This window comes from Dawidia cretensis (genome assembly GCF_018598175.1).
Taxonomy (GTDB): Bacteria; Bacteroidota; Bacteroidia; order Cytophagales; family Cyclobacteriaceae; genus Ohtaekwangia; species Ohtaekwangia cretensis.
In genome coordinates this window covers 184,659-199,030 of the sequence record NZ_JAHESE010000006.1, presented here as the reverse complement: position 1 = coordinate 199,030, position 14,372 = coordinate 184,659, and the positions used below count along the sequence as shown (strand labels likewise).

The 14,372-nt window shown below is 49.1% G+C and carries 9 protein-coding genes; 5 read left to right on the top strand and 4 right to left on the bottom strand.

What is annotated here, in order from left to right; translation table 11 throughout:
* Nucleotides 1-58: 58 nt before the first annotated feature.
* The 3 genes from KK062_RS09390 to KK062_RS09380 are packed head-to-tail and all read right to left on the bottom strand — an operon-like array spanning nucleotide 59 to nucleotide 4,080.
* Nucleotides 59-949, bottom strand: a complete 891-nt coding sequence (locus tag KK062_RS09390) for a carbohydrate kinase family protein (protein WP_254084027.1) — start codon at nucleotides 947-949, stop codon at nucleotides 59-61.
* Between the two features lie 6 nt (nucleotides 950-955).
* Nucleotides 956-2,689, bottom strand: coding sequence for a glycoside hydrolase family 32 protein (locus KK062_RS09385; protein ID WP_254084026.1), 1,734 nt, complete (start codon nucleotides 2,687-2,689; stop codon nucleotides 956-958).
* Between the two features lie 23 nt (nucleotides 2,690-2,712).
* On the bottom strand, nucleotides 2,713-4,080 hold the full coding sequence (locus tag KK062_RS09380) for a sugar porter family MFS transporter (RefSeq protein ID WP_254084025.1): 1,368 nt from the start codon (nucleotides 4,078-4,080) through the stop codon (nucleotides 2,713-2,715).
* Between the two features lie 49 nt (nucleotides 4,081-4,129).
* Here KK062_RS09380 and KK062_RS09375 point away from each other — a divergent pair, with 49 nt between their 5' ends.
* Nucleotides 4,130-4,282 (top strand): hypothetical protein, encoded by a 153-nt coding sequence (locus KK062_RS09375; protein WP_254084024.1) that lies wholly within the window; start codon nucleotides 4,130-4,132, stop codon nucleotides 4,280-4,282.
* Nucleotides 4,283-4,289: 7 nt separating this feature from the next.
* Here the strand turns inward: KK062_RS09375 and KK062_RS09370 are convergent, their stop codons facing one another.
* Entirely contained in the window at nucleotides 4,290-7,067 is a 2,778-nt protein-coding gene (locus KK062_RS09370; protein ID WP_254084023.1) for a hybrid sensor histidine kinase/response regulator transcription factor, read from the bottom strand.
* 92 nt (nucleotides 7,068-7,159) lie between these two features.
* Here KK062_RS09370 and KK062_RS09365 point away from each other — a divergent pair, with 92 nt between their 5' ends.
* From KK062_RS09365 to KK062_RS09350, 4 genes are all read left to right on the top strand, one after another.
* Entirely contained in the window at nucleotides 7,160-7,750 is a 591-nt protein-coding gene (locus KK062_RS09365; protein ID WP_254084022.1) for an RNA polymerase sigma factor, read from the top strand.
* A gap of 77 nt (nucleotides 7,751-7,827) precedes the next feature.
* Nucleotides 7,828-8,913: a FecR family protein gene (locus KK062_RS09360; RefSeq protein ID WP_254084021.1), complete on the top strand. Its 1,086-nt coding sequence runs from the start codon at nucleotides 7,828-7,830 to the stop codon at nucleotides 8,911-8,913.
* Nucleotides 8,914-9,183: 270 nt separating this feature from the next.
* Complete coding sequence (locus KK062_RS09355) at nucleotides 9,184-12,501, top strand: SusC/RagA family TonB-linked outer membrane protein (protein WP_254084020.1); 3,318 nt, start codon at nucleotides 9,184-9,186, stop codon at nucleotides 12,499-12,501.
* A gap of 20 nt (nucleotides 12,502-12,521) precedes the next feature.
* Entirely contained in the window at nucleotides 12,522-14,369 is a 1,848-nt protein-coding gene (locus KK062_RS09350; RefSeq protein ID WP_317195757.1) for a RagB/SusD family nutrient uptake outer membrane protein, read from the top strand.
* Nucleotides 14,370-14,372 lie beyond the last annotated feature (3 nt).

Genomic DNA, 14,372 nt, shown 5'->3' with positions numbered 1-14,372 from the left:
AAAAATACCCCGCCGGTTAGCGGGGTATACGTATGATCCTGGAGATTATATAAACCTGTCAGGAGGCTGTGACAAGATGAATGATCTCGTCCGGATAATCCGGTATGGGGCCTTGCCTACTGGCGACAAAGGCACCTATGCGATTGGCGATCCGGGCGGCCTCCGCAACATTCTTTCCGTTCACATAGCTATAGACGAAGGCAGCGCTGAAAGCATCGCCTGCTCCGACGCCGTCGCATAGCTCGATCTGAATGCCCGCCACCTCGTGAAGTATACCTTGGTGAAATACAAAGCACCCTTTGTCGGCGGCAGTGATGATAACAACGGAGATCTCATATTTTTTGGAAATCTGCTCAGCAAAGCTCTTGAGATCTTGTGTCTGATCAAAAAGCATTTCCGATACCACGGGCACCTCGTCGATGTTCAGCTTCAGGATGGTACATTTGGAAAGCGATTCGTGAATGATGCTTTTTGAGTATCCGCCTTTCCGTAAGTTGACGTCATAAAAAACGTGTTGGAAGCAATAGTTGCTCAAAATGCCTTTCAGTGTTAGCGCAGACGCGCTGTTTCGCTGAATCAGCGAGCCAAAGTAAAATACATCGAAGCTGGCAGTGTCCGGCTTCTCCGCGAATTCCTGATACTGAATATTATCGTAGGCAACGTTCTCAAAGATGGTATAGTCGGGCTGGCCGTTCTGCAGTATTACCTCTACAGTCCCCGTCGGCAATGTTGCGTCTTGCTGGATATAGCGTGTGCCGACGCCGTATTGAAGGGCCATGGTAGTGGCCTTTTTACCCAGGTCATCATCGCCCACGCGCGAAATGATATACGATGTGGCGCCAAATCGCGCCAGGTGGCTTGCGAAATTAAAAGGCGCCCCTCCCAGGAAGGGTTCGCCTTCGATGATATCCCACAGGATCTCACCGTATGCTAAGGAACGAATGCTCATAGCGGATTACTTCGTGGTCCAGATCGAATTTAGCTCGTGAACCTCCAGCTTTTTGACAAGGAACTTACGGTTAGGATCACGGTCGGTCGCCAGCGCTTCTACTTTATCGTTCTTTCTGCCATTGAATGCTGTTACATAATATAGCTCGCCGTCGTTGATAAAAAACTCCAGCATGTTCTTGTCGACGATCGCTTCTATTTTGAAGATGGGAGACTTAGGCGCATATATCACAGGTTGCTCGTTTCGCGTGGTGGTGGCTGAAAAGATCCATTCGTTATCGAACCGTATCTCGTTTCCAAATATATTCAATACCATCGGTACATTTCCGCGCTCAAACTCCGCCACGATGTGCACAGGGGCATCCGCGCCTACGGTTATGCTGGCATTGTTACCGGCATTTACCACCTGGTCGCTCACACGTTGGCTGTTTTTGTGCAAGGTGCTGATCTCTTTGATCGGGGTAGGGCACAGGCGATAACCCGAATCTGTCATTCGAAGGGTAAGCTCTGTGGGGAACAGCATGGCCTGGTTGAAAGGCATATTGGGATGCGTGATATCCCGACCCCAGCCGATCTGGATTCTCCGGTTGTTGGGTGCATGATTGAACGTTTGCGCGGCGTAGAAGTGTCCTCCGCCGTGCTCATATTTTGTAAAGTGCTGCTCTACGGTGAATGCCTTACCATTGAAGTCGCCCACAACGTAGCGGCCATTGGCGTCATACATGACCCATTTCTTCACACCCTGCTTTCCTTCCACAGGCAGCTCGAAGAGATCGGGGCATTCAAAAAATCCTTCTACGCCCGACTGGTACGTCCACTTTTTCAGATCGGGAGAGGTATAGATTGAATGCTCGCGTACCATGACTTCCTGTCCCGGGCTCATCTTTTTGGGCACGCTCGCATCCCATACCACCATTACCCAATGTTTGCCAGGGGTATACCAAAATACCTTTGGGTCACGGCCTTCGCCGCGGTGTTTCAAGACGGGATTGCCGGCATAGTCTTCAAACGTCCTGCCGTTGTCATAGCTAAGTTGAATGCATTCGCCACGCCCGGTGCTGGTGTACGTTGCGATGATCGGATCTATACCGTTCTTGCGGAAGCCCGCGGTGTTGTCGGGATCAACAGTAGCTGTGCCGGAGAATGCGGCGTCGTCCACAACGCCTTCTTTCACTACGGGAAAGATAGCTTCTTTCAACTGCTTCCAGTGGAGAAGATCGGTGCTGACGGCATGTCCCCAGTGCATATTTCCCCACGGCCATCCGTACGGGTTGTGCTGGAAGAACAGGTGATATTCACCGTCGTGATACAACAGGCCGTTGGGGTCGTTGATCCACCCACGTTGCGCGGAGAAATGAACCTGGGGGCGAGCCTTCTCTTTGTAAACGCTGTCCTGGCCGGGATACGTAGCACCCGCCACGACGTTATTCAACCGGCCGCTTGCCGTGGCCTTAACATCACTTTCTTTCAGTGCTACCTGCAATGTCTTTCCCTGGTATGCCGATACATCGACGTACGTCCAGAACTGGGGGGCTCCTTTGGCTAGGTGGATCGTGAAGCGGTCGAGTAGTTTGCCGTTAACCGTAACGGTAGCTTCTACTGACGGATCGGCAGCGTTGACGGGAAGGTTCAGGTATAGATCGCCTTTCCTGATCTTTATTTTTTTAATCTCGGGAGGTGTTTGAGCAAGTGCGCCCCATACGAAGGCCATGCAGCACACTGTAATAAGTATATGTCTCATGTGTTTAGATTTGCTTCTGTTTTTTATTTGCCTGTTCTCAAGCCTTTTTCTGCAAGTTGTGGTACGTCGTCATGAGCGCTTCTTTCGCTCAGCACCACGTCCTGCTCCAGCGTCTTTCCGCGTGTTTCGGGCATAAGCCGGATCACGAATATCAGTTGCAGGACCATCATGCCCGCGAAGATGAGGAATGTATTTCCGCCGCCCAGTGTTTCAGTAATATACGGAAAGCTGAAGGCGATCACCGACGCCATGAACCAGTGAACGAAGCTTCCTAGTGCCTGACCTTGCGCACGCACTTCATTGGGGAAGATCTCGGAAATAAAGACCCAGATAACAGCCCCTTGCGAAAATGCGAAAAACGCTATGTATAGGAACAAGCTTAACGGCACGATAAACCTGCCGAAGTCGGAAAGGTAGAAGGCCCGTGCTACGATAGCCAGTGTGATGATCAACCCGACGGAGCCGATCAGCATCAGTTTCCTTCTTCCAAACCGGTCGATCACGTTGATGGCAATGAGTGTAAAAATAAAATTCACCAGGCCTGTTCCGGCGCTTGAAAGAAATGCAGCGTTAGCACCCATGCCGGTCATTTCGAAGATTCGGGGCGCATAATATATGATCGCGTTGATGCCCGACACCTGATTGAAGAATGCGATGAGAAACGCAAGCGCAATCGGGAACGCGTATTTCTTCGAGAACAATCGCTCGCCGTGGGCGGTCCGCGTGGATGCCTGCTGAATGGCCTGCAGCTCGGCCGCTGCCTGTGCGGGATTGATCTGCCGGAGAATGTTTTTTGCTTCTTCGACAGCTCCTTTTTTGAAGATCAGCCAGCGCGGACTTTCGGGTATGAACAAGACGGCCACCAGAAAAGCGGCTGATGGAAGCGCCTGGATGCCGAGCATCCATCGCCAGGCATTGGCATGGACGTCTTGTAAGAGGTAGTTGGAAACAAATGCGATGAGAATGCCCAGTACCACGTTGAACTGGAACATGGCCACGAGCCTTCCGCGATGCGATGCGGGCGAAATTTCGCTGATATACAGGGGGGCGGTTACAGAAGAACACCCGACGGCAATGCCACCCATGAAGCGGAACATCAGGAATGTGTACCAATCGATGGCGAGCGCCGAACCCAGCGAGGAGATGAGAAAAAGCACGGCGATCCAGAACAATGTTTTTCGTCGCCCCAGTCTGTCGGAAGGATATCCTCCGAGCATGGCACCCATCACGGTGCCGATAAGCGCAATGGACACGGTGAACCCGTGCTCGAAAACACTCAGGTTCCACAACCGCTGCACACTTTGCTCAGCTCCGGAGATAACGGCAGTGTCGAGTCCAAAAAGAAAACCGCCAAACGCAGCGATCGCTGACCAGGTAAGAACTTTTTTCATCACAGGAAGTTTCTTGCAAAGTATCGGCGCAACCGGAATACGGTTTGCGATGAAGTACCAACATTTTTCAGAATTGGATCAATCTTTTATAAAAGAAGAAACCGTCGCAAACGCATGCAGCGCAGCGCGCTTGCAGGCTATTGATGCAAATCCGGGTTGGGAAATGCGGGCACTGACTTCTAATATTGTTCCAGCCTTCTAAATTTGTTTCAATTCGTGGGGTGCAGGTTCATTTTATTCGACCTGAACTCTGTAGGCGACTGTCTCACTTTATTCTTAAAGATGGTTGAGAAATAGGCCGGAGATGAAAAGCCGACTTCCTGGGCTATCTCCGCAACACTTTTATCCGTGTTCATGAGCAAGTATTTTGCTTTCTGGAGTCGTACGTTTACCAGGTAGTCGTTGATGCTGAATCCCAGCAGGGCCTTGACTTTGCGATATACCTGTACCCGGGACATGCCGAGCTCATGGGCAATCTCGTTGGCCGCCAGGTCGGCGTTGGCTACGTTCTTTTCGATCAGTGCGGTAAAGTCGTTGATGAATTTTCGGTCGAGGTTGCCGGGGGCGGTGGTAACGGTACTGACATTCAGGCCATGAATGTAGTGGTCGCGCAGCAGTTTGCGGCTTTTGATCAAGGCCTTGATACGTTCGCTGAGATATTCAAAAACGAATGGTTTGGCGATATATTCATCCGCACCGGTCTTCACACCTTCAATTTTGTGCTCAATAGAGCCTCGCGCCGTGAGCATGACTAACGGTATGTGCGAGGTTCGCAAATCGTTCTTCAAGGTGGTGGTCACATCGATACCGTTCTTACCCGGCAGCATGACATCGCAAATGATCAGGTCGGGCACCGTGCTGAAAGCCTTGTCAAGGGCCGAAACGCCGTCTTGTGCTTCCTGTATATTATAGAACGGCTGCAATTTCTTTCGAATAAAGAAACGCATTTCCTGGTTGTCATCCACAATAAGAATAGTGTGCTCCTTGATGGTCACGTCGTTTTCAACGTCGATCTCTGCGGCAGGCAGGTGTGTGTCATCGGCTATGGCCTCGTAGTCGATGTCGTGTACAAAGGCTACGTCGCGACTGGCGATCTCGTTGTCTGACAAATGGACTTTGCCCAGCGGCAACATAATACAGAAGCGCGTCCCCTTTCCCAGCTCGCTGCTCAGCATCAGGCTGCCATGGTGCAGCTCCATAAACTCTTTTGACAACGACAGCCCTATGCCCGTGCCGGCAGAATGCTCGCCGGTATGAAAGCGGTCGAACGCATGGTCTGCATCGTCTTTCGACATGCCCACGCCGTTATCTTCTACAAAAATGACGGCATTCTTTCCAGATTCATCCACCGAAATGGTCAGGGTTATCTTTCCGTTGTCGTGGGTGAACTTGAACGCGTTCGACAGTAGGTTAAAGATCACCTTGTCGAGCTTATCGGGATCAAACCACGCCAGCAGTCGATCAGCATTGCCCAGCAACGTATACCGAATGTTGCGCCGGGCGGCCGTCTTATTGAAAGCCGCCATGACCTCTTCGATAAAGGCTACGAGATCCAGCTCGCTGGCCCGTAGCGGCATTTTCCGGTCCTCGATCTTCCGGAAGTCCATCAGTTGGTTTACCAGCCGCAACAGCCGGATAGCGTTTTTGCGGATGAGCCGGAGGTTGTCGGTTGACGTTACTCTGTCGGCGGTATTTTTTGCGATGATCTCATCGATCGAACCGAGGATCAAGGTCAGGGGAGTTTTGAATTCGTGGGAAATGTTCGTGAAGAACTTCAGCTTTTCCTGTGTGGCCAGCTCAGCTTTTTCTGCCATTTCCGCGATCTCATTCTTCTGCTCGAGTATCTGGTTTCGCTTGGCTTCAAGCTGCCGGTTTATTTCTTTCTTCTCACGCCAGGCGAGGATTGCGGCAGCGCCCCCAATGATCGTTGCCACCAGGCTGGCCAACAGTATATAAATAAGCACAGATTGCTTGGTATAGGCATTGACCTGCTCATTGATCTTCTCCTGCTGCCGCACGATATCCGCCTGCTGACTCGATATCTTATCGGTTTGCAGTTTCATGACGCGAACATTCTTTGGATCGATGACTGTACTGAGCAGTACATTGTCTTTTTCGAAATGCTCTTTCTTTAGAATCTTGCTCGCGGTGCGAATCGCTTCTTCGCCGCCCGTGGGGTATAGGAACGTTGCAGACAAGATCTTGTCGTCGACGAGCTGGATTCCTGCCGCTGGCCCCGGCAGGCCATCGATGCCAATGAACTTTGTATCATTACCGGGTCGGGCTTCTTTAAAGACCTCGTAAGCACCGTAGGCCATTACATCGTTATGCGCAAACACCAGGTCTACCGTGGTCGCTTGCGTAGTCGCTGCAGCCAGTCCATGCTTGACTGTATCAATCTCCCAGGCACCATCAAACTCGGCTACAACGTCTATATTTGGAAAGCCTGACAGTGCGTGTACAAATCCTTTATGTCTTTCCACGGCAGGCGTTGATCCGCGCAGGCCCCAGATCTCAATAATTTTACCCTTGCCACCCAGCACTTCCGAAACGTATGACCCTGCCAGCTCGCCGATCTCATAGTTATCTGCGCCGATGTAAGCCGTATAAAAACTGGAGCTGATCTTCCGGTCGACTACAATGACGGGGATTCCCATTTTAAAGACCTCTTCCACCACGGGCGTGATTGGGCTGGCCTCGTTGGGTGACACGATCAGCAGGTCAATGCCATTCTTGACAAGGTCGCGGATGTCGTTAACCTGTCTGGCGTTGTCGCCATGTGCATCCCGATATTGCAATTCAATCTCAGGGTGGAAGAGAAGCTCTCCTTTCATCGCTGAAAGCATCTGCCTCCGCCAGGCATCACCACCGGTACATTGCGAAAAACCAATGGTATAGTGTTTATTCTCCGAAGCATGGCGGCAAGAGAACAAGCTGAGCGAGCACAGCAACAGAGTAAGGGTCCAGGCAAATGTGTGTTTGAGCATGGGATGTCGTTACGCTTTAAAGCTACGAAAAATCGTTTGCGGAAACGGAACTTTATTTTAACTTGCATGGAAGTACCCTTAAACTGTGTAGCATGTCCAAAGGCGATACGCAGCTCGACGATAACATCTGGCGTTCATTTAAAGGCGGAGACAAGACGGCATTTGCCGCCTTATACCGCATTTATGCGGGGGCATTGCTTAACTACGGCAGCAAGATCTCATGGGACCGTACGCTTGTAGAGGATAGCATTCAGGATTTGTTTTTTGAATTATGGAATACCCGCGAGCGCATCACGGAGCCCAACTCTATTAAATTGTATCTATTCAAGGCGCTTCGCTACAAAATTTACCGGAATACAAAATCAAACGACTTTACCAATACACTTGATCTTGAGTTGTTCGAAAACCTCGCCTCTCCTTCGCACGAAAGCAAATTGATACGCTTTGAGGTGCAGTCGGAGCAAATGGAAAACCTCCGAACGCTCATCAAGCAACTGCCCAAAAGGCAGCAGGAAGCGATCAATCTTCGCTATTATCATGACTTTTCGAACGAGGAAATTGCGAAGATAATGGGCGTAAACTATCAGTCGGCCGCCAACTTCATTTTTTTAGCCATCCGCAAGCTCAAGCTTAATCTTAAGGTGTCTGTCACCAGTTTTTTCTTTTTCTTAAATTTTTTTTGAGTTAGGAGAGTAAAACCCCGCCATTTCGTGCACTAGATGTTTGAAAGCGCTTAGCAAGTAGAACTACATTACACCGAATGGACCACAAAAATCTCACCGTTGAAGATCTTGCTTCAAATGAAAGCTTTATAGATTGGGTCAAACAATCAGATCCCGAAGCTGTAAAGTATTGGGACTTATATATCTCTACGCATCCTGAAATAAAGGAAAAAGTTGACAAAGCCCGGACGTTAGTCCTTAACCTGAAGGCAGCGGAAGAGATTGACTACGACGGCGCGCAGGTTGATTCCATGTGGGCTAAAATCCAGAATAGGGTAGAAGCGAAAACGGAGCCTTCTCACCAACGTACTGTTTCAAAAATGACATGGGCAGTAGTCCTGGCTTCCGTTCTTCTCCTTTCTGCATCCGTTGTGTTTTGGTTTGAGTCACGATTGGTCGTCAATGATCAGCATCCGTCTGCGTATAATCAGCAGGGTGATGACTTCATCGAGCGAATAAACGAAACGGACCAGCCGCTGGAAGTTCAATTAGAAGACGGAAGTACGATCGTGCTGGAGAGTAAGAGTAAGCTGAAGTATAAAAAGGATTTTTTGAATGACTCCTCCCGCCAGGTATACATGTTTGGAAAGGCCTTTTTTAAGGTGACAAAGAATCCCTATAAACCATTCATTGTACATTCCAATGAAATCGTAGTCAAGGTATTGGGAACCAGTTTCCGCGTAGAGTCTCCTGAAAACGGCGAAAATATTCTCGTGTCTGTGAAGACCGGCAAGGTATCTGTCTCTGCACCGACTGATGTTATCAAAAATAACAAGCAGGGCGGGGTCATACTGTTGCCGAATCAGCAAGTTACATATGAACGAAAGAATCGTCAATTTGAAAAGACATTGATCGAATCTCCTGAGTTTCTGGGCGCGACCGGGATCGCACCCAGGGACTTTGTATTTGACAATGTGCCGATTGCCAGGGCATTTCAGACGATTGAGTCTGCATACGGAGTTGAAATAATCTTCAATGAGGAGGTTATGAAGAACTGCTATATAACGGCTCCGCTCGGGTCGGAATCCCTGCGTGACAAGCTCAAAATAATATGTGAAACGATCGGCGCCAGCTATGAAATTATTGATGCCAATGTTGTCATCAATAGTGCAGGTTGTCAATAAAGTCCACCACTTAAAATGAAATGATTTGCCTATGAAATAATAAATACTCAAAAAAAACCGGTGATGTCAGAATATCACCGGCTTGCATTAAACTCAGGAGGATTGACTAGGAATTGCCGCTCGTATCCAATCCTCCAGAGGTAGTTAAGTTCATTTTTCATGACCTAAAACCTAAAATTTATGAAGACGTGTCAGACACACTGGCGTTTGATTTTGATGATTATGAGGCTTACAGTATTACAGGTATTGCTCATAGTTTTAGTATCAGGGATGGCGACAGCAAGTCCCACCAAGGCATACGGACAGAGCGTGTTGGATGAGATCGTATCCGTTAATACTCAAGGAAAAAAGATTAAGCAGATTTTATCGGAGATTGAAAAATCTGTCGGTATAAAATTTACCTATAACCCGCAAACGATTTCAGTTAATGAAGAAGTTTCGGTTGAGTACACTGACGAGAAATTGTCGGATGTTCTGATGGGTATATTTAATCCGAGGGATGTGCAATTCCGGTTGTTGGGAGACTACATTATTCTAACGAAACAGAATGTTAAAAGCGAAGCTGAAAACGCGGAGCAAGCGTCGTCGACGATTGAGCTCGTGGAAACCATTACGGGGACAGTCTCCGACGAAGAGGGGATGGGACTTCCCGGTGTTAGCGTTACGATTAAGGGGACACTGATTGGAACAGTTACTGATGCCGATGGTAAATATTCCCTCGGTAATGTCAACAGGGGCGTCGTTCTCGTCTTCTCTTTTATTGGTTATAAGACAGAAGAAGTCGCGGTGGGCGAGCAGCCATCCGTGAACTTGAAGATGACTACTGATTTAGCCGCGCTGAACGAGGTGGTGATTGTTGGTTACGGCACACAGAAGGAGTATACCAGCGCCGGCGCTATCTCGTCAGTGAATGTTCAAAAGCAGCTTCAGTATGGCACAACCCGATCGCTGAGTAATAATCTTGCCGGGCAGGTTGCCGGCATTATCGGTGTACAACGTTCGGGCGAACCTGGTTATGATGATTCAAATTTCTGGATTCGCGGCATTTCTACGTTTCAGGGGTCTCGTGCGCCACTCGTGTTGGTAGATGGCGTCGAGCGCTCGTTGAATACGATCGATCCAGCGGAAATAGAATCGGTGTCGGTGTTAAAAGATGCATCCGCCAGTGCCGTATACGGTGTGCGTGGTGCCAACGGGGTGGTACTCATCAATACCAAGCGGGGCGAGGTGGGCAAACCCTCCATCGTATTGCGGTATGAGCAAGGTGTTACAAGCCCGGTGAAGCTGCCCAAGTTTATAGGAGCGGCCGATTATATGACGCTGATGAACGATATTTCGATAGACCAGGGCCAACTCCCAAACTACTCTGAAGACCGTATTAACAACACGCGCAACCACGTCGATCCGGATCTGTATCCAGACGTGAACTGGTTGGATGCGATAACGAATGCAAACGCGTCGAACAGCAGGATCAATTTAACGGCCTCTGGCGGTACCAACTTTTTACGCTATGCCATCACGGGCTCGCATTATGGCGAAACCGGTGTTGTCGCCCGTGACCACAACCAGGAATGGGATTCCTCCATGAAATTAAAACGCTATAATATCCGCTCGAATGTGGATCTCGACGTTACGCCCACAACGTTGCTGCGGGTAAACATCGGTGGTTATTTGCAAGAGACGAGCCGTCCACCACAATCCATGGACTTCTTGTTTGATCAGGCTTTTCAAACCGCGCCGCATGTTCATCCAACCCAGTATTCAAGTGGCGAAATTCCCCGGATGAATGCTGATCGTACAAATCCCTGGTCCGTTGCTACGCAGACGGGTTTTGAACGGGGAAGTGCCAGTAAGATTGAGTCGCTTTTTTCTGTTCAGCAGGCGATGGATGCGATTATCCCCGGCCTGACCGGCCGCATTCTATTTTCTTTTGATCGCTATTCTGCAAACAGCGTGGTGCGCAAAAAAGACCCGGATTATTATAAGCCGGCCATAGGCCGTGATGAAAACGGTGAACTGGAGCTTGATATCGACCGGTTCGGTCAGGTTTTTCTAAGTCATGAACCTAAACAAGAGTTCGGCGACAAGAGCGTCTATATAGAAGGCAGTTTAAACTATAGCCATAACATCGGTAACCATTATTTAGATGGTCTGTTTTTGTACAACCAACGAAGCTATGATAATGGTCAAACGTTGCCTTTTCGCTTTCAAGGTATTGCCGCGCGTGTTTCCTACTCCTTCAAACGTAAATACATCGCGGAAGCGAATTTTGGGTATAACGGTTCTGAAAACCTGGCAGAAAATAACCGCTTTGGATTTTTTCCTTCCGCGGCGCTCGGTTGGGTCGTAACGGAGGAAGAATTTATGTCGTCGATTAAAGAAATCATATCGCGGCTGAAGTTCAGAGCATCACTCGGCCAGGTAGGCAACGACAGGTTTGGGGATAATAATCGTTTCGCCTACATCTCAAAGATCGGCGATACCGATGGATATCGTTGGGGCGTGAATAACGACTACTTCAGAGCTGGCCGACGGGAAGGAATCAAAGGCGTATCGAATCTCACGTGGGAAACGGTTACGAAGGGAAACCTGGGTGTTGAATTAGGACTTTGGAACAGTGTGTTACTTCAGGTTGACCTTTTTAAGGAGCAGCGCAAAGATATTTTCATGCAACGCCAGACAATTCCCAGTTCGGCAGGTTTTGTTGAAAAGCCTAATGCAAATTATGGTAAAGTGAAGAATCAGGGGGTTGATCTCTCGCTGAGTGCAAATAAACAATTGACTTCAAACTGGTTTGTTTCGGGACAGGGCACCTTTACATATGCTAAAAATGTAATCGTTGAGCAGGATGAGGCCCCCTCCGTAATCGGCACATATCGTTCTACAACCGGTAAATCCGTGGATCAGAATTTTGGTTATGTAGCGGAGCGATTATATACCAACGCCGATTTTGAAAACATTGCGGAGGGTGTACTGGTCAGTACGTTGCCGCGCGCTGAGCTCGGGCCGGTTCGTCCCGGCGATATTAAGTATGCCGACCTCAACGGAGACGGTGTCATAACCAATATTGATCGGACTGCTTTAAAAGGGACCGTTGACCCGCAGATCGTATATGGATTCGGCATCAACGCCCGATATAAAAATATTGATTTTGGATTTTTCTTTCAAGGCAATGCCAGAACGTATAGAGTGTTAGGGGGTGACTTTTTCCTGCCGGGCTCTGGTGGGGGTGCTGCAGGCAATGTATATGAAACGGCGCTGGACGATAGTTGGACGATAGAGAACCCGAATCCGGAGGCATTCTGGCCACGGGCATCATTTCAGTCCGCCGGCAACAACAACAGGCCTTCTACCTGGTGGCTTCAGGACATGAGTATGTTGCGCCTGAAACATGTTGAAATAGGCATTAGCCTGCCGCAGAAATTTGTTGAAAGGGCCCATGCAAAGAGCGCCCGGATCTTCGTCTCTGGCAACAACATCCTGACGTTATCAAAATTTGACCTGTGGGACCCGGAGATCAATACGGGCAACGGTTTCCGGTATCCGATCATGAAATCCTTCTCCGCGGGAATCAACCTGGAATTTTAAGCTGAAACACCTTTAACAGAATGTGTATGAATTTCCTGAAGAATATATTATTAGCTGTTTTGCTGATTACAGCTGTGTCATGTTCGGATTATCTGGACAAAATGCCAGATGACCAACTTACACTGGAAATGGTATTTAACGACAAGGTTCGCACGGAAGACTGGCTGGCCGGAGTTTATTCCAGTGTTCCAGACCCGTACTGGGGATTTACCCGGCATATAGGCTATGATCCATTGTCTGATGACCTGAATCCTTCTTACCGGTGGGCACAATTCGGCTGGTGGGTAGTGGACCGGCAACAAGGGATTTGGACGCCGGCCAACACGGAGCCTAATTACTGGGACGTGTTACCGAAGCGTATCCGATCGGCTTATATTTTTATCGATAACGTCAAGCCAAATGAAAAACAAAAGGTCACACAGGAGGAAGTCGAGCTGATGAAGTATGAAGCACGTTTTCTCATTGCCTACTACTACTGGCTCATGACGGAAATGTATGGTGTTATCCCGTTTACTACGGGCCTGACCGAGAGCGATGCCACGCCGGAAGAATTGTTTCTCGGCCAAACGCCTTTCGATGACGTGATCAGCTGGATCGATACCGAGCTTTTAGATCTGTCGACAAAACTGCCGGCTGCGTATTCTAATAACAGCAAATTTGGCAGGGCCACTTCTATTATGTGCCTGGCGGTGAGAGCGCGTATGTTGTTGTTTGCGGCCAGCCCGTTGGTAAACGGTAACCCCGACTACGAAGGCTTCGTGAACGACAAAGGCATGCCGCTCTATAATTCCAGCTATGACGCCGGAAAATGGACACGTGCAACCGACGCAAGCAGGTTGCTCATCGAAAAGGCGCATGAGGCTGGCCACCAACTTTACTACGAGTATAATAAAGACGCCAGCATTGATCCGTTCCTTTCCTATCAGAACATGATGTTTAAAAAATCGATTGATGGCAATAATGAGATTCTGTTCGCCCGGACAGATGTCAACTCTTCCGAATATGACAAACATGCTAATCCCCGGGGCACCGGTGGTAACGGTGGGTTAGGTGTCACCCAGTCGCTCGTGGATGCATTCTATATGGAAAATGGCCTGCCGATTAAGGACCCGGCCTCCGGGTATGTGGCAGACGGCTTTTCGGCTGCGGACGAAGTTCGGACAAATACAAAATGGGAGAACATAGCGGAGGCGCCCGGTAAGATCACCCTGGCGGGTACTTATAATATGTATTGTCGCCGTGAACCCCGCTTTTATATCTCGGTTATGTTTAATGAGGAATGGCACCGTCGGGAAAAGCGAAAAACGAACTTCTTTTTAGAACAGCAGGATGGCGGGCCAACGTGGGATGCGCCGCAAAATGGTTATCTGGTCCGTAAGAAGGTGCATCCGGATTATGATCCACGGAACGGAACAAACCCGTACAGACCCGGAATTCTCTACCGGCTGGGCGAGGCGTACCTCAATTACGCCGAAGCCCTGAACGAGACAGACCCCGGCCACGCGGATGTTCTTACCTACCTGAACCTGGTTCGCGTGCGTGCGGGCATACCTCCTTTAGCTGCCGATCCGGGACAGAGCGCCATGCGCGACGCTATCCGGAGGGAACGACGTGTTGAGCTTAACTGTGAGGGTATACGCTATACCGATATACGTAGATGGAAAATTGGCGAAGAAGTTTTGAATGGTGATTTTGAGGGTATGAATTTCTTCGGCAAAGAGAAATCTGATGACCGCAATAATCCGAACGCATTTTATAAACGTACGGTGTATCAAACGCGCGTCTTCACCAAGAAGCACTACTGGTTTCCGGTACCGCAATCTGAAATCGATAGAAATCCTAACCTGGTTCAGAATCCTTTTTGGTAACGA